Source organism: Synechococcus sp. CBW1107 (assembly GCF_015841355.1).
Classification (GTDB): Bacteria; Cyanobacteriota; Cyanobacteriia; order PCC-6307; family Cyanobiaceae; genus Regnicoccus_A.
Genome location: NZ_CP064908.1, coordinates 456,110 through 480,751, shown reverse-complemented (window position 1 = coordinate 480,751; position 24,642 = coordinate 456,110). Strand labels below are relative to the sequence as shown.

30 protein-coding genes, 1 tRNA gene and 1 pseudogene are annotated in these 24,642 nt (G+C 66.7%); 14 read left to right on the top strand and 18 right to left on the bottom strand.

Translation table 11 applies throughout. The features are described 5' to 3' along the window. From I1E95_RS02510 to I1E95_RS02500, 3 genes are all read left to right on the top strand, one after another. Nucleotides 1–186 carry a hypothetical protein gene (locus tag I1E95_RS02510; protein WP_197165163.1) on the top strand — a complete coding sequence of 62 codons (186 nt, stop codon included), beginning with the start codon at nucleotides 1–3 and terminating at the stop codon, nucleotides 184–186. Between the two features lie 5 nt (nucleotides 187–191). After that, nucleotides 192–557 (top strand): hypothetical protein, encoded by a 366-nt coding sequence (locus I1E95_RS02505; protein WP_197165161.1) that lies wholly within the window; start codon nucleotides 192–194, stop codon nucleotides 555–557. 15 nt (nucleotides 558–572) lie between these two features. Then, nucleotides 573–646 (top strand) — tRNA-Pro (locus I1E95_RS02500). Nucleotides 647–650: 4 nt separating this feature from the next. Here the strand turns inward: I1E95_RS02500 and I1E95_RS02495 are convergent. Together I1E95_RS02495 and I1E95_RS02490 are read right to left on the bottom strand one after the other, a co-directional pair. Next, a complete protein-coding gene (locus tag I1E95_RS02495; protein WP_197165159.1) occupies nucleotides 651–1,634 on the bottom strand; it encodes a CHAD domain-containing protein in 984 nt (327 codons plus the stop codon). Between the two features lie 55 nt (nucleotides 1,635–1,689). Beyond that, complete coding sequence (locus I1E95_RS02490; protein WP_231594806.1) at nucleotides 1,690–2,481, bottom strand: substrate-binding domain-containing protein; 792 nt, start codon at nucleotides 2,479–2,481, stop codon at nucleotides 1,690–1,692. A 401-nt stretch (nucleotides 2,482–2,882) separates the two neighbouring features. On the opposite strand from I1E95_RS02490, the gene I1E95_RS02485 reads away from it, so the two are divergent. Beyond that, the gene (locus I1E95_RS02485; protein ID WP_231594805.1) at nucleotides 2,883–3,287 is read left to right on the top strand and encodes a hypothetical protein; all 405 of its coding nucleotides are present in this window, start codon (nucleotides 2,883–2,885) and stop codon (nucleotides 3,285–3,287) included. A gap of 5 nt (nucleotides 3,288–3,292) precedes the next feature. On the opposite strand, the gene I1E95_RS02480 is transcribed toward I1E95_RS02485, so the two are convergent. From I1E95_RS02480 to I1E95_RS02450, 6 genes and pseudogenes are all read right to left on the bottom strand, one after another. Beyond that, nucleotides 3,293–3,553 (bottom strand): Nif11-like leader peptide family natural product precursor, encoded by a 261-nt coding sequence (locus I1E95_RS02480; protein WP_197165155.1) that lies wholly within the window; start codon nucleotides 3,551–3,553, stop codon nucleotides 3,293–3,295. A gap of 107 nt (nucleotides 3,554–3,660) precedes the next feature. Beyond that, a pseudogene (locus I1E95_RS16735) lies at nucleotides 3,661–3,951 on the bottom strand (CorA family divalent cation transporter). A 64-nt stretch (nucleotides 3,952–4,015) separates the two neighbouring features. Next, nucleotides 4,016–4,168 carry a hypothetical protein gene (locus I1E95_RS02465; protein ID WP_197165151.1) on the bottom strand — a complete coding sequence of 51 codons (153 nt, stop codon included), beginning with the start codon at nucleotides 4,166–4,168 and terminating at the stop codon, nucleotides 4,016–4,018. A 52-nt stretch (nucleotides 4,169–4,220) separates the two neighbouring features. After that, nucleotides 4,221–5,855, bottom strand: coding sequence for a Na/Pi cotransporter family protein (locus I1E95_RS02460; RefSeq protein ID WP_197165149.1), 1,635 nt, complete (start codon nucleotides 5,853–5,855; stop codon nucleotides 4,221–4,223). Nucleotides 5,856–5,857: 2 nt separating this feature from the next. Then, complete coding sequence (locus I1E95_RS02455) at nucleotides 5,858–6,115, bottom strand: hypothetical protein (protein ID WP_197167004.1); 258 nt, start codon at nucleotides 6,113–6,115, stop codon at nucleotides 5,858–5,860. A 108-nt stretch (nucleotides 6,116–6,223) separates the two neighbouring features. After that, on the bottom strand, nucleotides 6,224–7,135 hold the full coding sequence (locus I1E95_RS02450) for a 3'-5' exonuclease (RefSeq protein ID WP_197165147.1): 912 nt from the start codon (nucleotides 7,133–7,135) through the stop codon (nucleotides 6,224–6,226). A gap of 112 nt (nucleotides 7,136–7,247) precedes the next feature. Between I1E95_RS02450 and I1E95_RS02445 the strand changes: the two genes are divergently transcribed. The 3 genes from I1E95_RS02445 (at nucleotide 7,248) to I1E95_RS02435 (ending at nucleotide 8,910) form a co-directional block, all read left to right on the top strand. Beyond that, on the top strand, nucleotides 7,248–7,745 hold the full coding sequence (locus I1E95_RS02445) for a peroxiredoxin (RefSeq protein ID WP_370594569.1): 498 nt from the start codon (nucleotides 7,248–7,250) through the stop codon (nucleotides 7,743–7,745). A gap of 5 nt (nucleotides 7,746–7,750) precedes the next feature. Further along, a complete protein-coding gene (locus I1E95_RS02440) occupies nucleotides 7,751–8,497 on the top strand; it encodes a DUF1350 family protein (protein WP_197165145.1) in 747 nt (248 codons plus the stop codon). Between the two features lie 95 nt (nucleotides 8,498–8,592). Further along, nucleotides 8,593–8,910, top strand: coding sequence for a DUF805 domain-containing protein (locus I1E95_RS02435; RefSeq protein WP_197165136.1), 318 nt, complete (start codon nucleotides 8,593–8,595; stop codon nucleotides 8,908–8,910). A gap of 21 nt (nucleotides 8,911–8,931) precedes the next feature. Here I1E95_RS02435 and acs read toward each other — a convergent pair whose 3' ends face one another. Next, nucleotides 8,932–10,899, bottom strand: a complete 1,968-nt coding sequence (gene acs / locus I1E95_RS02430) for an acetate--CoA ligase (protein WP_197165134.1) — start codon at nucleotides 10,897–10,899, stop codon at nucleotides 8,932–8,934. A 47-nt stretch (nucleotides 10,900–10,946) separates the two neighbouring features. Between acs and I1E95_RS02425 the strand changes: the two genes are divergently transcribed. Further along, entirely contained in the window at nucleotides 10,947–11,597 is a 651-nt protein-coding gene (locus tag I1E95_RS02425; protein WP_197165132.1) for an HAD family phosphatase, read from the top strand. A 21-nt stretch (nucleotides 11,598–11,618) separates the two neighbouring features. Here the strand turns inward: I1E95_RS02425 and I1E95_RS02420 are convergent, their stop codons facing one another. Further along, nucleotides 11,619–11,840 carry a hypothetical protein gene (locus I1E95_RS02420; RefSeq protein ID WP_197165130.1) on the bottom strand — a complete coding sequence of 74 codons (222 nt, stop codon included), beginning with the start codon at nucleotides 11,838–11,840 and terminating at the stop codon, nucleotides 11,619–11,621. Nucleotides 11,841–11,969: 129 nt separating this feature from the next. Between I1E95_RS02420 and I1E95_RS02415 the strand changes: the two genes are divergently transcribed. Next, nucleotides 11,970–13,166 carry a fatty acid desaturase gene (locus I1E95_RS02415; RefSeq protein ID WP_322781400.1) on the top strand — a complete coding sequence of 399 codons (1,197 nt, stop codon included), beginning with the start codon at nucleotides 11,970–11,972 and terminating at the stop codon, nucleotides 13,164–13,166. Nucleotides 13,167–13,174: 8 nt separating this feature from the next. After that, nucleotides 13,175–13,480, top strand: coding sequence for a hypothetical protein (locus I1E95_RS02410; protein ID WP_197165128.1), 306 nt, complete (start codon nucleotides 13,175–13,177; stop codon nucleotides 13,478–13,480). Between the two features lie 160 nt (nucleotides 13,481–13,640). On the opposite strand, the gene I1E95_RS02405 is transcribed toward I1E95_RS02410, so the two are convergent. Together I1E95_RS02405 and I1E95_RS02400 are read right to left on the bottom strand one after the other, a co-directional pair. Further along, the gene (locus I1E95_RS02405; RefSeq protein WP_197165126.1) at nucleotides 13,641–14,576 is read right to left on the bottom strand and encodes a phycobilisome rod-core linker polypeptide; all 936 of its coding nucleotides are present in this window, start codon (nucleotides 14,574–14,576) and stop codon (nucleotides 13,641–13,643) included. Between the two features lie 250 nt (nucleotides 14,577–14,826). Beyond that, on the bottom strand, nucleotides 14,827–16,272 hold the full coding sequence (locus I1E95_RS02400) for an adenylate/guanylate cyclase domain-containing protein (RefSeq protein WP_231594804.1): 1,446 nt from the start codon (nucleotides 16,270–16,272) through the stop codon (nucleotides 14,827–14,829). A 109-nt stretch (nucleotides 16,273–16,381) separates the two neighbouring features. On the opposite strand from I1E95_RS02400, the gene I1E95_RS02395 reads away from it, so the two are divergent. Next, nucleotides 16,382–16,645, top strand: a complete 264-nt coding sequence (locus tag I1E95_RS02395) for a hypothetical protein (protein ID WP_197165124.1) — start codon at nucleotides 16,382–16,384, stop codon at nucleotides 16,643–16,645. 34 nt (nucleotides 16,646–16,679) lie between these two features. On the opposite strand, the gene lipA is transcribed toward I1E95_RS02395, so the two are convergent. Next, nucleotides 16,680–17,582: a lipoyl synthase gene (lipA, locus tag I1E95_RS02390; protein WP_197167000.1), complete on the bottom strand. Its 903-nt coding sequence runs from the start codon at nucleotides 17,580–17,582 to the stop codon at nucleotides 16,680–16,682. Nucleotides 17,583–17,599: 17 nt separating this feature from the next. Next, nucleotides 17,600–18,169, bottom strand: a complete 570-nt coding sequence (gene recR, locus I1E95_RS02385; protein WP_231595023.1) for a recombination mediator RecR — start codon at nucleotides 18,167–18,169, stop codon at nucleotides 17,600–17,602. Between the two features lie 124 nt (nucleotides 18,170–18,293). Here recR and psbP point away from each other — a divergent pair, with 124 nt between their 5' ends. Both psbP and I1E95_RS02375 read left to right on the top strand, forming a co-directional pair. After that, complete coding sequence (gene psbP / locus I1E95_RS02380; RefSeq protein ID WP_197165122.1) at nucleotides 18,294–18,878, top strand: photosystem II reaction center PsbP; 585 nt, start codon at nucleotides 18,294–18,296, stop codon at nucleotides 18,876–18,878. Nucleotides 18,879–18,890: 12 nt separating this feature from the next. Further along, the gene (locus I1E95_RS02375; RefSeq protein WP_231595022.1) at nucleotides 18,891–20,012 is read left to right on the top strand and encodes an FAD-dependent oxidoreductase; all 1,122 of its coding nucleotides are present in this window, start codon (nucleotides 18,891–18,893) and stop codon (nucleotides 20,010–20,012) included. Between the two features lie 3 nt (nucleotides 20,013–20,015). Here I1E95_RS02375 and I1E95_RS02370 read toward each other — a convergent pair whose 3' ends face one another. The 4 genes from I1E95_RS02370 to I1E95_RS02355 form a co-directional block, all read right to left on the bottom strand. Beyond that, the gene (locus tag I1E95_RS02370) at nucleotides 20,016–20,930 is read right to left on the bottom strand and encodes an LCP family protein (RefSeq protein WP_197165118.1); all 915 of its coding nucleotides are present in this window, start codon (nucleotides 20,928–20,930) and stop codon (nucleotides 20,016–20,018) included. A gap of 219 nt (nucleotides 20,931–21,149) precedes the next feature. Beyond that, on the bottom strand, nucleotides 21,150–21,791 hold the full coding sequence (locus I1E95_RS02365) for a ParB/Srx family N-terminal domain-containing protein (protein ID WP_197165116.1): 642 nt from the start codon (nucleotides 21,789–21,791) through the stop codon (nucleotides 21,150–21,152). A gap of 57 nt (nucleotides 21,792–21,848) precedes the next feature. Beyond that, nucleotides 21,849–23,645, bottom strand: a complete 1,797-nt coding sequence (locus I1E95_RS02360; RefSeq protein ID WP_197165114.1) for an ABC transporter ATP-binding protein — start codon at nucleotides 23,643–23,645, stop codon at nucleotides 21,849–21,851. 133 nt (nucleotides 23,646–23,778) lie between these two features. Continuing rightward, on the bottom strand, nucleotides 23,779–24,099 hold the full coding sequence (locus I1E95_RS02355; RefSeq protein WP_197165112.1) for an RNA-binding protein: 321 nt from the start codon (nucleotides 24,097–24,099) through the stop codon (nucleotides 23,779–23,781). A gap of 337 nt (nucleotides 24,100–24,436) precedes the next feature. Between I1E95_RS02355 and I1E95_RS02350 the strand changes: the two genes are divergently transcribed. Continuing rightward, nucleotides 24,437–24,637, top strand: a complete 201-nt coding sequence (locus tag I1E95_RS02350; protein WP_197165110.1) for a hypothetical protein — start codon at nucleotides 24,437–24,439, stop codon at nucleotides 24,635–24,637. Nucleotides 24,638–24,642 lie beyond the last annotated feature (5 nt).

Here is a 24,642-nt window from a genome sequence, read left to right as displayed (position 1 = left end):
ATGAACCCCCTCCCCGATCGAACCGTGCTGCTGCTGATGGCCCTCACCCTCGGAGCGGTGGCGGCCCTGGTGTTCTGGAGTGTCCGGCTCCAGCCGGCCCGGGAGACCCCGCTGCTCTGGAAGGACCCCCCCGGCCGCAGCAGCCCGGCCGCCCCGGCGGCCCAGCCGAAAGGCACCCTGCTCTGAATCCCTTGGCATCCCCCGACGACGGCCCGGAGGGCAAGCGACAACTCCACCCCCTGCCCAAGGGGCTGGTCGAGCTCTACGGCCTGCTGGCGGTGCTGTTCGTGCTTGTGCCGGAGTGGATGGCCGGCGGCGCCATGCGCTCGATTCCCGGAGTGCACCAGGGCAACCCCCTGCCGGTCACGGCCAGTGCCTGGCGCCGTCTGCCGGAACTGCGCCTGGCGGCCCTGAACCTGGCCCAGCTGCGGCAGCTGGCGCGCCGCCTGCGCCTCTGGGGCTACGCCAGCCAGAGCCGGGAGCAGCTCACCAGGCGGATTCTCAGGCGGCTGAAACGGGTGCGAGCCTGGGAGTCGTTGCTGCCGCGGGGGCTGTGATAGCTTCCATTTCGCCGGGGCGTAGCGCAGCTTGGTAGCGCACCACTTTGGGGTAGTGGGGGTCGTGGGTTCAAATCCCGCCGCTCCGATTCTTCAGCCGTTGATCCTGTCCTGACCGGCTTCCCCAGCCGGTTTTTTCATGCCCTCAGCCGCCAGCAGGGACTGCAGCGACCAGCGGCTGCTGTCCTGGCTCAGCCGGCCTCCAAGCTCGAGCCAGTGTTGCCAGCCTTCGCTCCGCTGCCGCTCGATCCAGTGGTTGAGCTGGGGGAAGGATGGGCTGGGGGAGGAGCCGAGCACGTCCTCGAGCACCTCCGCCAGCACCTGCAGGTCGTGGAGATCCCCGAGGATGTCCTGGGCCTTCCTGAGGTCGGTGAGCCAGCGGCTGAGAGCAGGATCGAGATACGGCTCCAGGTTCTCGAGGCCGTAGCGCACCCCCTTGATCCGCTTGCGCAGCCCATGCAGTGCCGGATCGCCGGGGTCGTCGCTGAACCAGCCCGGTTCGAGAAACAGCCCCGCCGCGGCCTGGGAACACCACTCTCCCAGCCAGGGCTCCAGGGGCAAGGCTCCCAGTGTGGTGAATTGGGGGTGATCCTGCCAGCGATGCAGGCGTTCCAGCAGTTTCAGGTAGCGGTGGCCGCGCAGGGCTTCCGTCAGTCCTTCGAACGCCCGGCGCCGATCGCGGCTCAGCTGCTTCATGGCGGGCCGCAGCGCCTTCGATTCACAGTCGGGCAGCGCAGGCAGCAATCTGGTGTCCAGGCGCTCGCGCAGCACATCGAGATCACGGCAGAGCCCGGTGCGCCGGGCCACCCGGGCGATGCGACGCTCGCTGATGCCATCGGGCAGGGTGAGGGCCGGCTGGAACTGCACCAGGGCGGTGCGCAACCGCCGCAGGCTCACCCGCAGCTGATGCAGGGGCTCGGGATCGGTATCGGCCAGCACCTCGGGCTGCAGACGGCCCAGCCGCCTGGTCTGCTTCTGGATCAGCTGGGCAGCGTGGACCCCGTTGCTGATGGCGTCAGGGTTCGGCTGCGGGGGTGCGCCGGACTGATCGAGACCGTGGTCCCTGGGTGGTTCCATGCTCGCGGCTGGCAATGACTCCATTCTCAGGCTGAGTCCTGCCCCGGGCCGAGGCTCAGCGGGGCAGCGGCCGCTTCAGCTGCTGAAAGCTGCGGCCCAGGGCCTGGCTGACCGTGAGGCCCACCGGCAGATCACCGGAGAAGGAACTGCCCAGCACGTGGCGGTAGAGCTTGGTTTCCACCAGCCGGTAGGTGCTCTCAGGCAGGGGGATGGCGCCAGCTGTCTCGACGATCCGGGGGGCCTGGCGCACGAAGGCCGTGACGAACCGCTGCAGCTCAGGGCGCTCCAGCAGCTGTGCATTGTTGATGTACAGGAACAGAGGACGGGAGAAGGGGAGGTAGCGCTCCTTCTGCACGGCTTCGAGCGAAGGATGCACAGCTCCCTTCGGCCCCTCCACCGCCAGGGCCCTCAGGCGGTTGCGATTGGCGGCGTAGTAGCTGTAGCCGAAATATCCGAGCGACTGCAGGTCACTGGCCACACAGTTCACCAGAACGTTGTCATCTTCACTGCTGCTGTAATCACTGCGGGAGTTGGCGGCATTGCCGTTCACGGCTTTGTTGAAATAGTCGAAGGTGCCTGAATCCTTGTCGGGCCCGCAGAGCGTGATCGGCCGCGCCGGCCAGGCGCTGTTCCCCTGATTCCAGCGCTTGATGCGGCCCTGGGCCCCGCGGTTCCAGAGACGCCCCAACTCCTCCGTGCTGATCGTCCTGGCCCAGCTGTTGCGGGGGTTGACCGCCACGGTCAGGGCATCGAAGGCGATCGGCAGTTCGATGAAGCGAATGCCCCTGGCTGCACAGGCCTTCAGTTCCTGGCTGTTGATCGGCCTGGAGGCGTTGCTGATCGCCACTGCCCCGGAGCAGAACGCGCGGAACCTCCGGAGGTGCCCGTTTCCCTGAGCTCGAAGCGCACCTCGCGTCCGGGGGGGCTCTGGCGGAAGCGGCGGATGGCTTCGGAGGTGATCGGGAACACCGTGCTTGATCCGCTGATGCGGATCACCCCCTTGCTGCTCTGCCCCAGGGCTGGGCCGGACAGGCCGAGCGGCGGGAGCGAAGCCAGAGCGGCCAGAAGACAGATCCACAGCCCACGAGGCAAACGAAGCAACGTCACAGCCGTGCCCATGGAATGGATGTCCTGCCAATCCACTCTGGGGGCTGTGGGACAGCTTCTCCGTTAATGAGGGGTTAGGGCTGGGTTGTGATTGCCGCAACCCCATAGGCTCGGCTCAGGGTGTGCGGACGGTCAAGGCGGATGAATCCTGGCTGGAGTGACATGCCCGCCTTTGATGACCGGCTCGGTGATCAACCGCCGGAGCACTGGGCTGAGCTGGTGCGCCAGCGGCGCTGCTGGTTCTGGACTGAGGGGTATCCGCTGGTGCGGATGCTGCAGCGCTTCCTGCTCGAGGCGCCGGAACTGGCCGAGCGTCTTGGCTACGCCGACACCGAAGGCCTGCTTCAGGAGGGTTATGGCCTTGATCTGGTGCTGGGTGAACGCATCAGCCAGCGGCTGCTTGAGGATCCCAGTACGGCCTCCGTCCGGCTCTGTCGCTCCTGCGGTGACGTGTTCAGCGCGCGTCGCCGCGATGCCCGTTACTGCTCCAGCACCTGCCGCTCCCGGGCGAGCCGGCAGCGCCGGCGTCAGGATCAGCGACCCTGACGCACTCAGCCTGCCCAGCTTTTGAGGGACCAGAGCAGCTCGCCGGCGTCCCAGCCCAGATCATCGAAGAGAGCAACGGCCCTGGCATCCTCACTGTCCAGCAGCAGCTGGGCGAAACCCTTCACCAGTTCCGCTGCCGTGAAACTGAATCCCGCATCGCCGGCCACCACCGCCAGTTCCTCGGCTTTGAGGGCCCGTTTGACCTTGTGCTGAAGATCTTCGTCAGCTTTCAGGCGCTCGATGAACTGTTCAACGGATGGAATCATCGGCGGTGAGCAATCAAGCTGAGCCGTCAGCCTCAGGCAGCGCCATTGATCTGTCAATCCAACTCAGACCCAGCCCGGCCCAGACAAGACAGGACGAGCTGGGCTGATCAGCGTCCAGTGATCGTCCAGTCCTGAAACCAGCCTCGGCGCCACAGCCAGACACACTGCATCAGTGCCAGCAGCCCCATCAGCACCAGAACCATGAAGTAGCCATAGCTGAGCCTGAGCTCAGGCATGTTGACGAAATTCATGCCCTAGATGCCGGCGATGAAGGTGAGCGGGGCAAGGATCGTCGACACGATCGTGAGCGTCTTCATCACCTGGTTCATCCGGTTGCTGATGCCTTGCAGGGCCGCCTCCTCCAGCTGCTCCAGCAGCTTCGCCAGTTGTTCCAGCAATGGAAAGAGGCCGTCTCACCGATCGCATCGACCCCGGGGCGCAGGGTGCCCGGATCGAAGCGTGTCATCCACGCGTTGTGGCGATCCGTGCTCCGCCGGGGGTGGGGATGGTGCGCTGGAGCAGGTGCTCCAGCAGCAGGCCCGTCGCCAGCAGGCTTCCCTGCAGCAGCAGGCAGCAGCCGATCTGTGCGCGGCGTTCCCAGAGCAGACCCGGCATGGCCTCAGCGGAAGGAGTCCAGCAGTTGAGACGAGATGCCTTCGCCGTGCTGCTATCCGGGCGACATCGTGGGGCATGGGGGAGCACCGGAGCCCCTGGCCAGGGCCGCGGCTTCGAGATGGCCGCTGATCCGGCCCAGGTGCTGGCTCACCCGCCGCAGCCAGCGGATCGCCTCCAGCCGCTGACTCGCCAGCTCCACCTCGACGCCCCCGCTGGCCACCTCCGCCAACACCTCCTGCCTGAAGGGCTTCACCCGCCGGTGCAGGCTGCGGCCGGTGGCCTGACTCCGCCGTGCCACCTCTCCCCACTGCTGCGACTCCACGAGGGGCTCCAGCTGCTCCAGCGCCGTCAGCAGGTCCTGGCGTTCCCGTTGCAGGGAGCTGCTCTGGCGCACGGTGCTGGCCCGCTCCGGTTCTTCCTCACAGCGTTCATGCAGGCGCTGCAGATGGTCGAGGCTGTGCAGAAGGTGCAGCAGCCGCTGGGCTTCGGGTTCATCCAGATGGCGCAGATGGATCTGATCGAGGTACTGCTCGATCCGGGCCAGGTCGGCCTCCAGGTCGTCGAGGCTCATCGCCCGGCGCTGGCCGTTGCCGGCGGCGGCGCCCAGGGCCTGGTGCAGATGACGCATCAGCTGCAGCAGCCCCCGTTGCTGAGCGGTCTGAGCGAGGTCCAGGGCCCGCACGGTGTCTGCACTGGGAGCCTCATCGAGATCATCGGCCGCCCGCCCGTCCGGAGAGGGCAGCAGCGCCTGGATCAAGTGGGCGAATGACCGGGTGAAGGGCAGCAGCAGGGCTACTCCCAGAAGGTTGAATCCCGTGTGGAAGGCGGTGAGTGCGAATTCGGGATCCGCTGCGATCGGCCCCGCCAGCCAGCGCTGGCCCAGGCCCAGATACAGCGGCAGCAGCAGGAAGGCCATCACCGCCGTGGCCAGGTTGAAGATCAGGTGAGCGGCGGCCGTGCGCCGGGCACTGAGGCTGGCGCCAAGGGCCGCGATCTGGGCGGTGATCGTGGTGCCCACGTCCATACCGATCACCAGCGCTCCGGCCTGGCCCAGATCGATCGCTCCGGCCGTGAGCGCCGTCAGTGCCGTGGCCACCCCCGCCCCCGACGACTGGGTGATCACGGTGGTCAGCAGGCCCAGCAGCACCAGCTGAAAGCGACCGGTCACGCTGGCTCCATCGAAGCGCTCGGGTTGCAGCAGCGCACCATGGCCGGCCATGGCCTGCTGCAGGGTGTCGATCCCCAGGAAGAGCACCCCGAAGCCTGCCAGGGCGAAACCGATCTGGGCCAGCCGTCCCCGGCCCAGCAGCCGCAGGCAGGCGCCGAGGGCGACCAGGGGCGGCATCAGCCCGGCCAGGTCGAGCTTCAGGCCCAGCAGGGCCACCAGCCAGCCCAGGCCGGTGCTGCCCACGTTCGCTCCGAAGATGATGCCCAGGGAGCTGGGAAAGCTGATCAGCCCGGCCTGAACGAATCCCACCGTGGCCACGGTGGTGGCCGACGACGACTGCAGCGCCGCGGTGGTGGCGGCGCCGATCAGGGCACCGGACCAGGGGGTGCGTGTGAAGCGCAGGAGCCACGCCCGCAGGCGGCTGCCGGCCAGGGCACGCAGGGCCTCGCTCATCACGGTCATGCCCATCAGGAACAGACCGAGCCCCCCGAGGGCCCCGATGGCGGCACTGCCACCCATGCTCAGGCCAGCCTGGTGAGCGCTCCGTACCCCGCCAGCCAGCGGTTCACCCGAGGCCGGATCGAGGGCGGCACCTCCTGCAGCAGCTGGTCGAGCTCCAGGGCCCCCAGACGGCGGAGATCACGCACGTTCACCCTCCAGAGGGCCTCCGCTTCACGGATCAGACGGGCCCAGGTCCGCGCCTTCTGCCAGCGCCGCAACTGCTGCTGCTGGCGGCGTCTCTCCAGCGGGGCCGGTCCCGCCCGCTGCTCCATCGCCATGGCTGCCCTCACGACTCGTTCTGATGCCCACAGCTTGCGCTCGCTCGCTGCACTTGACAGCCCTTGGCATGGATGGAGTCGTGATCGGAAGCAATCGGGCTGCTGGCTTCAGGCGGCGTGCCGCCCGGCGGCATCCGGCTCCACCGGACTGACGGGGAAATCGAGCTCCCGGGCCTCCCGCTCGCTCAGGCGCCGGCTCCAGGCCCTGGCCACGGGTTCGTTCCAGCGGAATCCCGCCTCCCGTGCCCGATGGCGCTGGTCGTAGGGCAGCTCGGCCCGGTAGAGCCGCCGTGGCTCCAGGCCAGCCAGCAACAGGGATTCCAGGGCGTCGCAGCGCTCGAAGACCTGGGCCAGATAGATGCAGTCGGTGAGGGCCCTGTGGGCGGCCCAGACCGGGATGCCATAGGCGAGGGCCAGATCCCGCACCGAAGGGCTGGCCTTCAGGCGGCGCTCGCTCGGCCAGCGCAGGTCATCCATGCTGCACAGCCAGGGCTTGTCGATCGCCGGCAGGGGCCCCCGGCCGAACCAGGCGCGGTCGAAGGCGGCGTTGTGGGCCACGATCACATCGGCGCTGGCCACCAGCTCCTGGAAATAGAGCAACCCTGCCTGCCAGGGCTGATCCAGCCGACTCACGGCGGCATCAATGCCGTTGATGCCCTCGGCCGCGTTGCTCTGGCAAGGCAGCAGCAGCGACAGCTGGCTGAGCACGGCGCGGCTGGACACATGAAACAGCACCGCTCCCACTTCGATGCAGTGGTCGTGCTCCGGGTCCAGGCCGGTGGTCTCGGTGTCGAGGATCAGCAACTGCTGAGGACAGATCGGCCCAGAGCCGGTGGCCCTGGCCGGCGGCGTCTGCACGGCAGCGGTGGGGGAGGCGGCCGCCGGCTCAGCCCGGATCGGTTCGGCCGGCCCCGGTTCAGCCGCCTCGGGCACAAGGCTGAGCAGGCTGGTCTGCTGCCAGCGGCTGGCCTGCTGGCCTGCTGGATCCAGGGGCTGAGGGGATCCCGACGGTGCTGCCATGGCCGGCTCCCCCCAGCGTGGTTGCCGTCCATGATCCCAGCTGCGGGGCGCGGATGGGGGCGGTGGGGGCGGCCCGTCAGCCTGGTCCGCTGCCGCTGCCACGCTGCCTAGGGTGACTTCCACTGTGTTCGAGACACCCGTGGGCAAGGCCATCCAGGTCGGTGACAGGGCTCCCCTGATCGTCCTGAAGGATCAGAACGGCACCGAGCGCCGCAGCGATCAGCTCGAAGGGCGTCCGCTGGTGCTCTTCTTCTATCCCAAGGACGACACCCCCGGCTGCACGATGGAGGCCTGCGCCTTCCGCGACAGTCACGCCGAATTGCAGGCCCTCGGCGCCGAGGTCTGGGGCGTGAGCGGCGATGACGGCGCCAGCCATGGGCGCTTCTCCCAGCGACATCAGCTCCCCTATCCCCTGCTGGTGGATCAGGGCAACAGCCTGCGCCAGGCCTTCGGCGTGCCTGGCGCCCTGCTCAACCTCCTGCCGGGCCGCGTCACCTATGTGATCGATGGCGAGGGCGTGGTGCGGCACGTGTTCAACAACCTGCTGGACGGGCCGGCCCATGCCCGTGAGGCCATGGCCGCCCTCAGGCGGCTGGTTCCCCAGGCCTGAGCGCGGTGAGTCGCTGGCGTCAGCAGGGAAGTCTCTGGTGTCTGGATTCTCCCGAGGCATCGGGTGTGATCGAGTTCATCGGTGGCAGTTATCTGGCGGCCACCCCCCAGATCAGCTACCGGCGTCTGCTGGAAGCTCTCTGCCGGCGCGGACTCAGCCTGCGGGCCTGGAGCTACGTGCCGGGGTTCGACCATCAGGCCCAGGCCACCGAGGCCTGGCGGGCCTTTCGGGGGGTGCGGCAGGACCCATCGGCGGGAACGCGGGCGTTACCGGTGCTGCGCCTCGGTCACAGCCTGGGCTGCAAGCTGCACCTGCTGGCCCCGGATGGAGGTCGGGGCAGCAGTGCCCTGGCGGCCATGAGCTTCAACAACTTCTCCGCCGACCGCTCGATCCCCCTGCTGGCCGACCTGGCCCCCCGGCTGGGGGTGCGCACGGAGTTCAGCCCGTCTCCGCAGGAAACCCTGCGCCTGGTGGGCCAGCTCTATGGCGTTCCCCGCAACCTGCTGATCCGCTTCGGCAGCGATCCCCTCGACCAGAGCCCCCCGCTGCTGGAGGTGCTGCAGCAGCGCCCCGGGGACGCCAGTTCCCTGCTGCAGCTGGGCGGAGACCACCTCACCCCCGCCAGCGCCGGCCTGCGCCAGAACCTGCTGGGGACCTGGGCCGACGACCCCCTGCGCCAGCGCCAGATCGACCGCCTGGCGGCTGCGATCGACACCTGGTGGCGTCAGGACGGAGCCAGGGGCCCCGCCTGAGGAAGAACGCAACGGTTCCTGCCTGTTGGATTGACATCGCTCTGATGGGCGCACACTGTTTGTGCGATCGGATACTCCATCAGGACAGCTACGTCATGCTCGATGCCTACATCTCCGGCTGGAAACGCGCATTTGATTACAGCGGTCGTTCCAACCGTGGCGACTACTGGTGGTTCTTCCTGGCCAACATCCTCGTGGCCATCGTGCTGGGACTGTTGGCCCAGCTGATCAGCCAGCTGAGCGTCCTCCAGAACCTCTACGCCATTGCCGCGATCGTGCCGGGCCTTCCCCTCTGTGTGCGCCGCCTGCGCGACGCCGGCAAGGCCTGGCCCTGGATCTTCATCTCACTGATCCCCATCATCGGCGCGATCTGGTTGATCGTGTTGCTGGTGATGCCCTCCGTACCTGGCTGAGCCAGGGCAGCCGGGGTCGACTCAGGCCCGCAGCGCATCGAGCACGGACCGGTCCTCCAGGGTGCTGGTGTCACCGCTCACCTCCTCCCCGGCCGCCAGGGCCCGCAGGATGCGGCGCATGATCTTGCCGCTGCGGGTCTTGGGCAGGGCGTCGCTGAAGCGGATCTCATCGGGCCTGGCGATCGGTCCGATCTCGGTGCCCACATGCCGGCGCAGGTCGGCGGCAAGGCCTTCGTCCCCGCTGAGGCCCGCCTGCAGGGTCACGAAGGCCACGATGCCCTCACCCTTGAGGTCGTCGGGGCGCCCCACCACCGCGGCTTCGGCCACGGCCGGATGGCTCACCAGGGCCGACTCGATCTCCATCGAGCCCAGCCGGTGGCCGGAGACGCTGATGACGTCATCGACCCGGCCCATCACCCAGTAGTAGCCGTCCGCATCGCGGCGGGCGCCATCGCCGGCGAAGTAGAGGGGGCGGCCATCGTCGCCGGTGATGTGCTCCCAGTAGCTCTTGCGGAAGCGCTCGGGGTCGCCGTGCACCGTGCGCATCATTCCCGGCCAGGGACGGCGCACCGCCAGATAGCCACCTTCATCCACGCCCACGCTGTGGCCTTCGCTGTCGACCACATCGGCGGCGATGCCGGGCAGCGGCAGGGTCGCCGATCCGGGTTTGGTGGGGGTGGCTCCCGGCAAGGGGCTGATCATCACGCCGCCGGTTTCGGTCTGCCACCAGGTGTCGATCACCGGGCAGCGCTCATGCCCGATCACCTCCCGATACCACATCCAGGCCTCGGGGTTGATCGGCTCGCCCACCGTGCCCAGGATGCGCAGACTGCTCATGTCGTAGCGATCGGGCACCTCGCGGCCGCTCTTCATGAAGGCCCGGATCGCCGTGGGAGCCGTGTAGAAGAGGCTCACCCTGTGCTTCTGGATCACCTCCCAGAACGCCCCCGGTTTCGAGGGCCTTGGGGCCCCCTCGTACATCACCGTGGTGGCGCCATTGGAGAGGGGTCCGTAGACGATGTAGCTGTGGCCGGTGATCCAGCCCACATCGGCGGTGCACCAGTGCACGTCATCGTCGCGGAGGTCGAAGATCCACTGGAAGGTGAGGTGCGCCCAGAGGTTGTAGCCGGCCGTGGTGTGCACGACCCCCTTGGGTTTGCCGGTGGAGCCTGAGGTGTAGAGCACGAACAGGCGGTCTTCGCTGGCCATCGGCTCGGCCGGACAGTCGGCGCTCTGGAGGTCCACCAGCTCATGCCACCAGTGGTCACGTCCCTCCTCCATCGCCGTGGGCTGGCCGGTGCGCCGTACCACCAGCACCCGGTCCACCGTGGGGCAGGCACCATCGGCGAGGGCCTGATCCACCGCGGGCTTGAGCGCCACGGCCTTGTCCTTGCGGAAGCCTCCGTCGGCGGTGATCACGGCCTTGACCCCGCCATCGATCAGCCTGTCGCGCAGGGCCTCGGCTGAGAAGCCGCCGAACACCACCGAGTGGGGGGCCCCGAGGCGGGCGCAGGCGAGCATGGCAATGGCCGCTTCCGGCACCATCGGCATGTAGAGAGCCACCAGATCGCCCTTGCCGATCCCGAGGGCCTTGAGGGCATTGGCGGCCCTGCAGACCTCAGCGTGCAGGTCGCGGTAGGTGAAACGGCGGCTGTCCCCGGGCTCCCCTTCCCAGATCAGGGCCGTCTTCTCGGCGCGGGGGCCGTCGAGATGGCGGTCGAGGCAGTTGTAGGAGACGTTGGTGCTCCCCCCCTCGAACCAGCGGGCGAAGGGCGGGTTGCTCCAGTCGAGCACCGTGTGGAAGGGCTCGAACCAGTGCAGCTGATCCCGGGCCTGCTCCCCCCAGAAGGCGTCGGGGTCGGCCTCGACACGCGCCACCAGCTCCCGGTAAGCGGCCATGCTGCCGATCCGGGCCCCGGCTGCCAGCTCCGCCGGCGGCTCGAAGACCCGGCCTTCCTGCAGCACCGATTCGATCGTGACCTGGCTCATCGGGTCGGGGGCGACACCTGGTCATTGTGGACTGAGAGGATGCGGCCATGAACAGCCCCGCGGCCTGTCTGTTCGACCTCGATGGTCTGCTGCTCGACACCGAGCCGCTGCACGGTCGGGCCTGGCGTCAGGCGGCCCTGGAGTTTGGCCTCGAGCTCAGCGATCAGCAGCTGCTGGAGCTGCGCGGACGCCGGCGCCTGGACAATGCCGGCAGCGTGATTGCCTGGATCCAGGCGGCGGGCCGTCTGCCTCCCACCACCGAGCAGCTGCTGGCGGTACAGCAACCGATCGCCCGGCAGCTCCTGCCCGGCGCGCGGGCGATCCCCGGAGCCCCTGAGCTGCTGCGGCGCTGCCGGGAGCTGGCGATTCCGATGGCCCTGGTCACCAGCAGCAGCCACGACTCGGTGGGGATCAAGTGTGCGCCCCATCCCTGGCTGGAGCAGATCGAGCTGATCGTCTGCGGTGATGATCCCGAGCTGACGCAAGGCAAGCCTGCCCCTGACATCTTTCTGCTGGCGGCCCGGCGCCTGGGGGTGGCCGCCAGCACCTGCTGGGCCTTCGAGGATTCCCTGGCCGGTGCCCAGGCGGCCCTGGCCGCGGGAGCCGTGGTGCATGTGCTGCTGCCCGACGGGCTCGGGCGGGAGCATTACCCCCGGGAGGTGCGCTGTCTCCGTTCGCTCGCCGACCTGAAGCTCTGAGCGTGACCCGGTGGCCGGCGTTCAGCCGTCCTGACCTGAACCTGTGAACCTCTGGTAAAGGCGAAAGCCCAGCCCGCCCCACAGCAGCGTCCAGACCGTGAAGGTGGCCAGAGTGCCCAGCTGGTTCGTCTCGATCGAGTACACCCCGGCCTGGATCAGACCGGCATCGATCAGGGAACCGCCGATCCCCCACCCCAGCACCCAGCTGACCATGAAGCCGATGGCCTGAAGGTTGCCGGTCATGGCAGCTCCGCTCAACACTCTGGCCATTCTCCAGCGCCCCCGGCTGGCTGGGTGGAGAGGCCGATCTGGTTAGGGTCTGCCGGTTTCTGGCGGTCCCGGCCCGTTCTCTTCCGTCATGCGTCAGCGTCCTTGATCCGTCCTCTCCCCCACCGGTCCCGCCTCCCGGTCCCGAGTCCCGCCCCTTCCCTGGAGGCGACTTCCCACTCAGAGCCTGCTTATCCCTCCAAGGCCCAGCTGCTGGCCTGTCTGCCGCCTGATCTGCTCACGATCGACACCACCAGGGCCTGGGGCAGCCTCGCCTTCTCCCTCGGTCTGTCCGTGCTGGCCTACGGAGTGGGCACCCGGATCCCTCTGCAGCCCGGTGCGGCCCCGCTCTGGCTCCTCTACGCCCTGGTCACCGGCACCGTGGCCGGTGGGTGCTGGGTGATCGCCCATGAGTGCGGTCACCAGGCCTTCCACCCCAACCGGAGAGTGGAGGCCGCCGTGGGATTCGTGCTGCACAGCCTGCTGCTGGTGCCTTACTTCAGCTGGCAGCGCAGCCATGCGGTGCACCATGCCAACTGCAACCACCTTGAGGGCGGTGAAACCCATGTGCCGGCCCGGGCGGGCTCGGCCGCCGGGCAGATGCTAGAGCGACTGGCCACAGGCCTCGGACCCCTGGCCTTCGGGCTGCTTTCCCTGGTCGTCCATCTGCTGCTGGGCTGGCCGCTCTATCTCCTTTTCGGTGTGGGCGGTGGTGAAGACCACGGCGCTCCCACCTCCCATTTCTGGCAGGGAGCCCCGTTCCGCAACGGCCGCCGGCCCCTGTTCCCCGCCTCCAGCCGCCGCTGGATGCTGCGCTCCAATGTCGGCCTGGTGCTGATGCTGCTGGCCCTGGCCCTGGCTGCGACTCACAGCTCCCTGCTCCGGGTGCTCGCTGTCTATGGGTTGCCTTATCTGGTGATCAACGCCTGGCTGGTGGGGTACACCTGGCTGCAGCACACCGACGTCACCGTGCCCCATTTCGCCTCAGCCGAGTGGACCTTTGCCAAAGGCGCCCTGCAGACCGTCGATCGGCCCTACGGACCCGTGCTCAACCTGCTGCACCACGGCATCGGTTCCACCCATGTCTGCCATCACGTGAACCCCAGGATTCCCCACTACAACGCCTGGCGTGGCAATGCCCTGCTGCGCCACCACTATCCCGAGCTCGTGCGCTTCGATCCCACCCCCATCCATCTGGCGCTGTGGCGGACGGCCAGCCGTTGCGCCGTGGTGAGCCAGGGGGGCTCAGGCGGAGGGTTCTATTTCCGGGTGCCAGTGACCGCAGCCGAGACCTCGTGCTGAGCTGACTGTTGAGCGGAACGGGGCTGCTGAGTCATCTGGACAGCGGTCACGGTCACCGAAGCGTCCATGGCCTGCTGGCGATAACGCCGCAGGCAGTATTTGCAGCCACCGGTGGTCTGCAGGTGACGTTCAGGCGTGATCACGATCAGACGAACGGGATGATCCAGGCAGCGAATCTTCACCGGAGTGCGATAACTGCGGTAATCAATTTCCTCGTAGCTGTAGTGGTGGCCAAACCGTTCCATGGCTCGCTTCAGGAAGGTTTCGCGGTCGATCCTCATAGCCATGGACTTGGTTTTTCAGCAAACAATTAAAGTTCTCTCAGGCCGCATGTCCGGCAGGCAGTCCGCCTCTCCAGCAACCCGAAGTTTGAGAACCAAACTATCGGACCAGATCACGGAGGTTCCCCAGGATTTCCATCTTTCTGAAGATTCGTTCTGACGATGGATGGCCTGGGGAACCCTGTGGCAAAGCTCAGCTCACCACCACGTTCGTGACCCGTCCACCGAGACGGTTGACCCGTTGCAGGGCCTCATTCATGCGGCTGAAGGGGACACGGATCACATAGGCGCCACTGCGGACATAGCTGTTGTCGGCCAGGCCCGTGGCCGAGATGGTGACCACCCGGCCACTGCCGCTGCTGCTCTCGCCCGATGACACTCTCAGGGCCTCCACCCGGTGCTCCTGGGACGGTGCCCTCATGGGGACCTCAGGGGAGTACTCGGAGGAAATCCCCGACTGGGTGCTCACCAGCGCCTTGAACGGTCCTTCGGTCGAGACGATCACCACCCGGCCAGCGGCGCCACGCACCGGCACCGCTCTGTCCTGATGGAGGGCCTTGCCGAGGCGGAACTGGGTGCCGCTGGACTCTCCCTTCACCGAGGCTGCGGCTCCGCGGGCGAGTTGCATCAGCCAGGAGAACTGCCGTCCCTCATGGCCCTTGGAGTAATCCCAGCCGTGCAGGTAGGGCACAGTGTCAAGACCGAAGCGCTCCTGATATTCGTCGCTGTCGATGTAGGAATCAATCTCTGCGTCATAACCCTGATCCTGCAGGATCGTGAAGTGATGCAGCATCTCCGCCTTGTTCTGCGGTGCCCTTCCCAGCAGATGCTTGTGGTTCAGTTCGATGAAGCGGTAGGGATTGCAGTTCTCGAAGAATCTGGAGCGATAGAGACCACTCTTGGCCACAGTCCGCACCAGTTCGCGCACGTTCAGAGCGCCATTGCGGAACAGGGACTCAGCCCCATTGAGCCGCTCGCTGGCCATCACATACTGCTGACCGAGCACCTGCTGATAGACGGCCCGGATGATCCCCTTGATGTCCTGCTCGGAGCCGTTTGACCAGCTTTCCCTGTTGCGATCATTGGCGAAGCGATCGATGCCTAGGGCGGGCGCCTGGACCAGTGCCATGGGATGCGTTGCGGGGGACAAGGGAGAAGAGAGAGGGCAAGTCAAGGTGCGCTAGTCGTGCGAATCATCGAGTGCTTGCTGCCAATGGCTTGCCAACAAGTGCTTGCTACGATTTCGTCACTCTTGCTGCCTTCAGCACTGTACGCTGAGTGAGCGTTTCCGCGCATTTCTCCACAAGCCTTCAATCATCGCAAGATTTCTTGATGCCCTGATTGGGTGAAGCCGGGCTCAGCAGCAGCCCTGACTGAGATCAGCGGCGCTGCAACAGCCAGTGGGTGGACATGTCTCCCACGCCCTTGATCGCGGTCAGGCCGCGACGGGTCAGGACATGGCTGGATTCCAGGTGGTGCCGGGTGGCATCCGTGAGCTGGATCCTGCCGGGCAGGCCGCTGGATTCCATCCGGCTGGCGATGTTCACCGTTTCGCCCCAGAGGTCGTACGTGAACTTGCGTCGACCAATCACGCCGGCAACCACGGGCCCGCTGTGAATCCCGATCCTCAGGGCCAGTGGGGATGCCCCATCCAGGCTGAAACGCGGGATGATGGCCTGCATCTCCAGGGCCATGTCGGCGATGGCTTCAGCGTGGTGAGGGATCGACCTGGGTAGTCCACTGGCAACCATGTAATTGTCGCCGATGGTCTTGATCTTTTCGAGGCCATGCCGATCACTGAGATCGTCAAAGGCACTGAACACGTCGTTGAGGCGCGAGACAAGATCGTGGCAGGTGAGCAATCGCGAAAGCTCCGTGAATCCGACGATATCAGCGAATAGAACACTGACTTCGTCGTGAATCTGAGCAATCAGATCATTTCCCTTCTTCATCTCGTCAGCGATTGGTTCGGGCAGAATATTCAGCAGGAGTTTCTCGGCCCTTTGTTGTTCAGTTTTGGCCAGGGTCTCTGCTTGTATTCTGCGACCCATTTCCCTGTATGTACGTAAAAATGACTGATTGAAGGCTGACTCAACGTCGCTCAGTTCGTCATTCCCTCTCGCCGGCATCAGAATAGTTGTCGGATCGATCGAGCTGCCTTCCAGGAATGCGCGGCCTGCAAGGATGAGTCGCTGACGCAGCTCCAGCACCCTTGAGATCACCAGCCGATCAAGAATGAACATGGTTGCGAAGGTGAGGAACAATGCAATCCCAAGAACGATCAGCAGGATCTTTCCCACATAGCGAATCAGGCCGGCTTGCAATCCACTGGCGTCATGGCGAATCACGAGTCGAAGATCACCGCCACCGAGCTCCTGAGGGCTCCAGACGGCGTCATATCGTGTAGTGAATAGCACCCAGGAGGACGCGTTCCCTGTGGTTTTGTCGGTCCTGATTCCGGATGCCGGAGCTTCTCCGAAGCTGCCGAGGACAAGTCCGTCTGAATCCTTGAGAAGGCTGGCCCCCCGGATCGTGTGCACCATCGAAGGTGAGGCCAGTTCTTCAATGGCGGCAAGCAGTTCCGTTGCCGTGGTGTTCAATCCTTTGGCAACAATCCACTCAATCTTGGCATTGGTCAGTGCACGCATCTGCTGCTCCAGCCGTTCGGCCTGCCGCAGGACAGAGGGGATGAGCACGAGGGCTTCCACCAGGATGAAGTTGAGAAAGATCCAGAAGCTGATGCGGCGTGAGAGCCGTCCCTTGAGGTCAACACCAGTGATGACTTCACGCCACCAGGAGCGCACGGGACTCGCGAGCTGGCTCATCCTCACCAAGATCACCTGAACCCATCATGGTTGCCCTCCTGCGACCCGCAACCAGCTGAGAGGCGTCGGGCCACCCATGGCAATGTGGTGTCCCGATTTTCGCTGGCCGATGCTTTCCAGGACATGCCAGATCACGGCGGTCTCCAGCCTGGCTGTGATTGCCCTGACCGCTGTAGCCCAGCTCTGGATTCGCTCTGCAGAGCACAGGTTGCACTGGAGTTGCCTGCTCTATGCCTCCGGGGAGAGTCCCGGTGTCGTCACGAAATCGATTCAGACGGTCCTGCCAGGATTCAAGGCCAAGGGGAAGGAGTCGGTGAGTGGTGAACGCCTTTACCGGCTCTGTTCAACCGTGCTCGATTCGGTGGCCTGGTAGTCCAGCAGGCCAAAGACCCGGGGATCGCAGGAACTCAATCGCCGGCAGCGTGATAGCTGCTGCGCACCAGGGGGCCGCTGCGCACCTGCTGGAATCCGAGCCCGCGGGCGATCGCACCGAGCTCCTCGAACTCCTCGGGTGTCCAGTAACGGGCCACCGGCAGATGGGCGAGGGAAGGGCGCATGTACTGGCCCAGGGTGAGACGCTGGCAGTCGGCCCTGCGCAGGTCTTTCATGGCGGCCACCACTTCCTGCGCAGTTTCGCCAAGCCCCAGCATCAACCCTGACTTCGTCGGGATCTGGGGGGCCAGGTCCCGGGCAGCCGCCAGCAAGGCCAGTGAGCGTTCGTAGGTGGCTCCCCGTCGCACGTCGCCCTGCAGCCGTTCCACGGTCTCCAGGTTGTGGTTGAAGCAGGCGGGACCTGCAGCCAGCACGGTGGCGAGCCGCCGGCGCTGGGCGGCTTCGCCCTCACTGCGCAGGGCATGACCCCCCCAGAAGTCAGGGGTGAGCACCTCAATGGCGATCAGGGGGTTGCGGCGCCGGATGGCGGCCATGGTGCCGGTGAACAGCGCGGCGCCGTGGTCCGCCAGATCGTCGCGGGCCACGGCGGTGAGCACCACATAGCGCAGGGCCAGCTGCTCCACCGCCTCCGCCACCCGCTCCGCTTCCTGGGCATCGAAGGGCTCCGTCGGGCGGCCCTTCTCCACCTGACAGAAGGCGCAACTGCGGGTGCACACCGGTCCACCGAGCAGAAAGGTGGCGGTGCCGGCGGCATAGCACTCCCCTCGGTTGGGGCAGCGTCCCTCCTCGCAGATGGTGTGCAGCCGCTGCCCCTTGACCACGGCCTGCACCGTTTCCAGGGCCGAGGCGCTGCCGATCGGCCGGCGCAGCCAGGCCGGCAACCGTTCGGCGGGGGGGATGGCACTGTATCGACTGATCGGGCGAACCATGGTGCTCACTCCATCCGGCGCCGGCCCTCGAGAGCGCGCGCCAGGGTGACGTCATCGGCATACTCCAGCTCACCGCCCACCGGCAGCCCATAGGCGATGCGGCTCACCAGGCAGAACGGCCGCAGCAGCCGGGCCAGGTAGAGGCTGGTGGTGTCCCCTTCCACGCTCGGCGGCAGGGCGAGGATCACCTCCGTCATCGCCTCGCGGTCCACCCGGTTCACCAGGGGCTGGATCTGCAGCAGTTCAGGCCCGATCCCATCCATCGGGGAGATCAGTCCGCCTAGCACGTGGTAATTCCCCTTGTATTCGCGGGTGCGCTCCAGGGCCAGGAGGTCGCGGGAGTCGGCCACCACACAGAGCTGGCCATTGCAGCGCTCGTCATTCCGGCAGATGTCACAGAGCGGATCGGCCGAAAGATGGAAGCAGCGGCTGCACTGACCCACCTGGCGGCGGGCAGCGGTCAGCGCATCGGCGAAGGCCTGCACCTGGTCTTCGGGCTGACGCAGCAGGTGCAGGGCCAGGCGCTGGGCGGTGCGCGGACCGATCCCAGGCAGGCGCTCGAACTGATCGATCAGCCGCGCCAGGGGCCTGGTGAAGCCGCTCAGGAATCCGCCGCAAGTGACGACAATCTAGGAGCGAGGCCACCGGCAACAATGGTGCCGGTGTGATCTCCCACCCTTCCCGCTTGCTCGGTTCCCCATGGCGCAGCGCCCCTCGTTCCCCTGGCTTCTTTCGGCGCGCCGGGGCCTGCTCGGTCTGCTGCTGGGCAGCCTGTTGCTGCTGGGAGGCCTGAGCGGTTGCAGCGCGGCGGCGGCCGGCCTGAATTCCTTTCAGAGCCCGGACGGGCGCTATGCCTTTCTCTATCCCACCGGCTGGACCCGGGTGGCGGTCAGCAATGGCCCCCAGGTGGTCTTCCACGATCTGATCAACAGTGACGAGACCCTCAGCCTGGTGATCTCGGAGGTGAACGCCACCAACGAACTGGAGTCTCTGGGCAGTGCCGTGGCGGTGGGCGAGAAGCTGGGCCGCATCGTGATCGCCCCCCAGGGCAGCGGCCGTGAGGCGGAACTGGTGGAGGCGCGCGAGCGGGAAGACGGCGGCCACACCTTCTACGACCTGGAGTACGCGGTGCACCTCGCTGATCGCGACCGCCACGAGCTGGCCACCGTGGTGGTCGACCGCGGTCGCCTCTACACCCTGGCGGCGAGCACCAATGAATTGCGCTGGCCGAAGGTGAAGGACCTGTTCCGCCAGGTGATCACCTCATTCACCCTGCAGATCTGAGGTTTGGCTGATGTGCTGGTCATCGGAGCCGGCCTGGCCGGCTCCCTGGTGGCCCTGGCCCTGGCCGAGCGGGGCGCAGCCGTGGAGCTGGTGGATCCGGGCCAGGGCTGCTCGGCCACCGGCCTGAGCTACGGCGGTGTGCCCTGGTGGGCCGGAGCCCCCGGGCCCCTCGACGCGCTCATGGCCGCAGCCCCGGCGGCCTGGCGGCAGCTGGAGCAGCGCCATGGCCCCCTGGGCTGGAGCCCATGCTCCCTGCGCCTGCACTGGAGCGACGCTGAAGTGGCTGCCGAGGCTGCCGTTGAGGGGGTCCAGGCCCTGGCCTCCCGCCATCTGGGTCCTGATCAGGTGGAACGGCTGGATCCCTCGCCTGCCTCGGGAGGCCGCAGGGTGCTGCGACTGGGGTACGGCCGCATCGACAGTCGCCGGCTGTCGCTGGCTCTGCCAGAAGCCCTGGAGCGGGCCGGAGTCCGGCGGCGACGGGGCCGTTGCGGTCCCCTGCGGGCCGACGCTCTGCCGGCCCGGCAGGTGGTGCTGGCCGCCGGGGCCGGCTGCCGGGCCCTCTGGCCGGCCTTGCCCGATCGCCTGCGGGTGAGCTGGGCCGGAGTGCTGCGGCTCGAGGATGCTTCGCTGAGCCGCGAGCTGCTGAGCCGTTCGGCTCTGATCCAGCCCAACGACATCCTCATGCCGCTCGTCGCCCGGCGCCAGGGTCTCGAGCAACGGGCGGATCGCTTGCAGCGGCCGGAGTGGATCGTCGATCCTGGCCTGGCGCCCTGGGGCGAGGGCCTGCTGCTGGGCCAGAGCAGCCTGATCAGGCCAGGCAGCGCCTGCGGCGCCCCACCCCAGGCTGCGGCTCAGGAGCTGGAGCTGCGGCGGGCCCTGGGGCGGATCGATCCTCGCCTTGGCCAGGTGCCGGCCAGCTTCGCGCAGGTGCCGGTGAGCTTCTGCAGCAGTGGACCGCCGCTGGTGGGTCCAGTGGCTGGGGCCGCTGGCCTCTGGTTGTTCGCCGGGCTCAGCAGCCCCTTCGCCCTGGTGCCGGCCCTGGCCGAGCTGCTGGCGGCAGCCCTGTGCGGTGAGCGGCCGGCCCTGGAGCGGCTGCCGGGGGCCTCGGCAGAGGCCGGTCCTGACTGGGGTTGAGCCTCAGAAGAGGAAGCGCTGGCGGTGGTCGCCATCGACCGTCGTGGCGTTGATGGCTTCCACATCACGGGGCGGCCAGTCGGCCTCCCAGTAGCTGATGCCGTTGAGATCAAAGGGCCGGCCGCTCAGGCGCTCCGCATCGAAGCGGGTGGTGGCCATGGCCGTGATCAGGCCACCGATTTCCATCGGCCCCAGGTCCGTCTTCAGGTCCTGGCCGGCCGCTGCGATCAGGCTGGGCAGCCGCACCAGATTCTCGGGGCGCGTCAGTTTGCTGAACAGGGCGGTGAGGACAAGCTTCTGACGGTCGATCCGGCCGATGTCCCCTTCCTCATCGTGGCGCCAGCGCAGGAACCCCTCCAGATCGCGACCCTTGAGGGTCTGAAGGCCCGGCTGAAGGTCGATGTAGAGGCCCTGGCTGTTGTCGACGTAATACATGCGCTTGGGCACGTTCACCTCGACACCACCGAGAACATCGCCCATGCGGCGTATCGCCCCGAGATTCACGAGCAGGTGGTGATCGATCGGGCGGCCCAGCCGCTCCGAGAGCTCCTGCTTGACCGCTTCGGCTCCTCCGTAGGCGTAGAGGGCGTTGGCCTTGATGCCGCCGAAACGGGCCGAGTCGATATAGGTGTCTCGGGGAACCTGGGTGACATGGGTGACACCGTTCTCGATGCGGATCGAGAACATCACATCGGTGTTGCCGCCGCCCACGTCGGTGCCCAGCACCAGCACATCACGGCCGTTGTCCCCCCAGGCAGCGAAGGGATTGCTGAGTTGACCGGTGAGCCTGGCGGTCTGGGAGGCCCAGTCCTTGGGCAGTAACGAGGCCAGGGGACCGGAGAGCGCCAGACCTCCTCCCAGACCAAGCAGCATCGCCAGGACGATGGGCAGGGGGCGGGATCCTTGGCTGGACGTCATGGGAACCTGGGGACGTTGCCGCTTCAAGACCACAGCGCCGCGACTGTCGTGAAGACGACGGGACAGCGGGCGGAAGAGGGGCCGGAAGAGCTGGGCATGGGCTTGTGCGACAGGGGAAGGTTGGGCCCTTTGTCACCTTCATGAAACCTTATTTCATCCAGGCCGAGCGGCTCTCCTCCCCCCCGGGCCGGTTTGTACCACTTCCCTGGCTGGACCCGCTCAGCTGGAGGGTGGTCCGCCAAGGCCCCCCTGGGCGCGCACCAGGCGCCGGGCCTCGGCAAGAGCGGGTTCGAGGTCCATCGAGCCGAAGCTGGGCAGATTCTGGCGACGCAACCAGCTGCCCCAGTGGAATTCCAGGAACGGCACCTGCGGCTGGGGGCGGATCAGGCCCTCCTGCTTCAGTTTCCAGACCAGGCTGCGAAAGGGGTCGTCCTCCAGGCTGACCAGGTCCGTCGGCAGCCGCTCGGGCGGGAGGGGGCCCCGGCCTTCGCCATCACGCAGGTAGAGCCAACCCCGCCGGTTGAGTTCCTCGAGACAGTGAGCGCGGCTGGCTCCCACCAGTTCCAGCACCACCGAGCAGAAGACGGTGGCGCTGGAATCCACCTCCATCAGGGCCCTCAGCCGGTGGTGCCGGTCGATCATCCAGTGCTCCCCCGCACTGCTCACCGCCACCGGCACCGGCCGGGTGCGCAGGTAGCGACGACGCTCCGCGGCCGTTTCTCTGGCGAAATCACTGGCCCTGGAGCGCACTTCCGCCAGTCCCAGGCAGAGCTGGGTGGGCTGCAGCGAAGTGATGGGCAGCTCCACCAGCTCCTGTCGGGCCAGGGGAGGCAGCTCAAAGGGACCGGATGTCTGGGCCATGGGCGAGGGCCCGCCGCCGCTGGGGACCTGGAATCACATCACCCCATGCTGGTGCATTCAGGCCAGGAGCGCCTCGTCTTCGCGCAGGCCGGCCTGAACCCGCCAGAGCCGGGCGTAGGCGCCTCCGCGGCGCAACAGCTCGTCATGGCCTCCCTGCTCGACGATCCGGCCGTGCTCCATCACCACGATCCGATCGGCATGACGCACGGTGCTGAGTCGGTGCGCGATCACCAGGGTGGTGCGCTCGGCGGTGATCAGCTCCAGGGACCGCTGGATGGCTGCCTCCGTTTCGTTGTCGACAGCCGCAGTGGCTTCATCGAGGATGAGCACCGGCGGATTCTTGAGAATCGCCCGGGCCAGGGCAATGCGCTGGCGTTGGCCCCCTGAGAGCCGCTGCCCCCGCTCCCCGACCACGGTGTCGTATCCCTGGGGAAGCGCTTCGATGAAGCCGCTGGCTTCGGCCAGCCGCGCAGCGCGCGCAATTGCGGCCGGGCTGGCGCCAAAACTCCCGTAGGCGATGTTCTCGCCCACGCTGCCGTGAAAAAGGAACACGTCCTGGCTCACCAGGCCGATGGCATGCCGGAGATCGCCCAGCCGCAGGTCCTGGATCGGCTGGTCATCCAGCAGGATCTCGCCGTCCTGGACGGCATAGAGCCGCAGCAGCAATTTCACCAGGGTGCTCTTGCCGGAGCCGGTGGCCCCCACGATGCCCACAGTGTGTCCGGCCGGAACCGACAGAGAGAAGTCGACCAGCAGGGGCTCCCGGCCGGTGTAGCCGAAACTCACCGAGCGGAACTCGATGGCACCGCGGACGCTGGCGAGGGGCAGGGGCCTGTCGCCCCCGGGGATGGCGATCGGTGTATCCAGCAGATCCAGGACCCGGTTGCTCGAGGCCATGGCCCGCTGGTAGTCATCGAGGGTGCGACCAAGGGTGGTGAGGGGCCAGAGCAGACGCTGAGTGATGAAGACGAGAAAGCTGTAGGAGCCCACGGCGATCGTGCCGCGCCAGGCCTGCAGTCCGCCGATCACCAGAATCGCCAGGAAGGCGAAGAGGATGGCAAAACGGATCAGGGGTATGAAGGCCGCTGACAGACGAATGGCGCGCTGGTTGGTGGTTCTGTAGGCCTCACTCTGGTGGCGGATTCGCTCCAGCTCCCAGGCCTCGGCGGCATAACTCTTGATCGTGAGCATCCCGCCGAGGTTGTTCGACAGGCTGCTGTTGAGATCGCCGGCCCGCTCACGCACATCGCGGTAGCGAGGAGCCAGCCGTTTCTGGAACAGGATCGAGCCCCAGAGAATCACCGGGATGGGCAGAAAGGCCACTCCGGCCACTCCGGGAGAGATGGCCGCCATCACTCCACCGACCGCCAGCACGGTGGTGGTCAGCTGCAGCAGTTCGTTGGCGCCGTGGTCGAGAAAACGCTCGAGCTGATTGATGTCGTCGTTGAGGATGGCCATCAGCCGGCCGCTGCTTCCGGCCTCGAAGAAGGCCATCTCCAGCTTCTGCAGATGGTCATAGGCCTCAAGCCTGAGCTCGTGCTGCATGGTCTGGGCCAGGTTGCGCCAGAGCACCCCGTAGAGGTATTCGAACAGGGATTCGGCACTCCAGATCACAAACGAGGCCACCGCCAGGGCCGTGAGCTGGGCGGGGACGGTCCTGAGCCCCAACTCCGCCAGCCAGGAGGTCTGCTGACGCACCACCACATCCACGGCCAGGCCGATCAGCACCGGTGGGGCCAGATCGAACAGTTTGTTGAGAACCGAGCAGCTCGAGGCCAGCCAGACGAGCCGGCGGTGGGGTCTCAAGGCCTCCAGCAGGCGGCTGATCGGGGTGCGCGCGCGCGGATGGGCCATGACGTCAGGCTGCTGGGCATCGGCCGGAGGGGCCGGAAGCCATTAAAGGGGCCCCGCCCCTGTCGGGCGGGGCCCCTCAGGGGCGGAGGATGCTTTATTGCGGGGCTTGTTCAGGCGTGATGACGATCAGGACTCACCAGCGACCGCCACCGCCACCGCCGCCGCCACCGCCGTAGCCGCCACCACCGCCCCGTGGACCACCGCCGCCACGTTCGCGGGGGCTGGCCTTGTTGACCCGGATCATGCGACCCATCCACTCCACATCCTGGAGGTCGTCGATCGCTTTCTGCTCTGAGGCGTCGTCGGCCAGTTCAACGAAAGCGAAGCCGCGTTTGCGGCCGGTTTCGCGATCAAGCGGCAGACTGCATTGACGGACTTCACCGTACTGGCCAAAAAGATCGAGCAGATCCTCCCGTTCGGCCTGGAAGGAGAGATTGCCTACGTAAATGGTCATTCCTTGAAGGGAATCTGGAACTGATTCGTGAATGCTTTGGGTTCCTCAAGGACTGCCCGTCTGGAGCGGGTCCTTTGGAGCGGATCGATGGGAGCCGTGAATCCTTGAATCGCCGCCCATGATACAGGGTGTCCTGCGGGAGATGGTGCCTTCCTGGCAGCGCTGTGCTCTGCGACACGGTTCAGCGCTTCTGCTGCCTCTTTGTTGCCCGGTCAGGCTGGGCCTTCAGGGCTGCATGGCGAAGCGTGAAGCGGATTGGAAGCAAATCCAAGGAACGGAGCCCGGCCGGGAGGGATGGCCCAATGTCATGAAACCAAGACGTACTGATCCCGAAGCAATGGTTGCCCCTGTTCCCTGGAGCCTCGATTGGTGTGAGGACGGCGAGCTCGCCCCACAGGATCGATTCGATCTTCTGCAGACTCTGGTGCTCTGCGAGACATCGGAGGCTCAACTCGGCCTGATCACCGCCATCGAGAGTCTGTCCCTGCGGCAGGTCAGCGTGATGCACACCGATGATGTCACCGGCATGTGTGCCTGATCGTT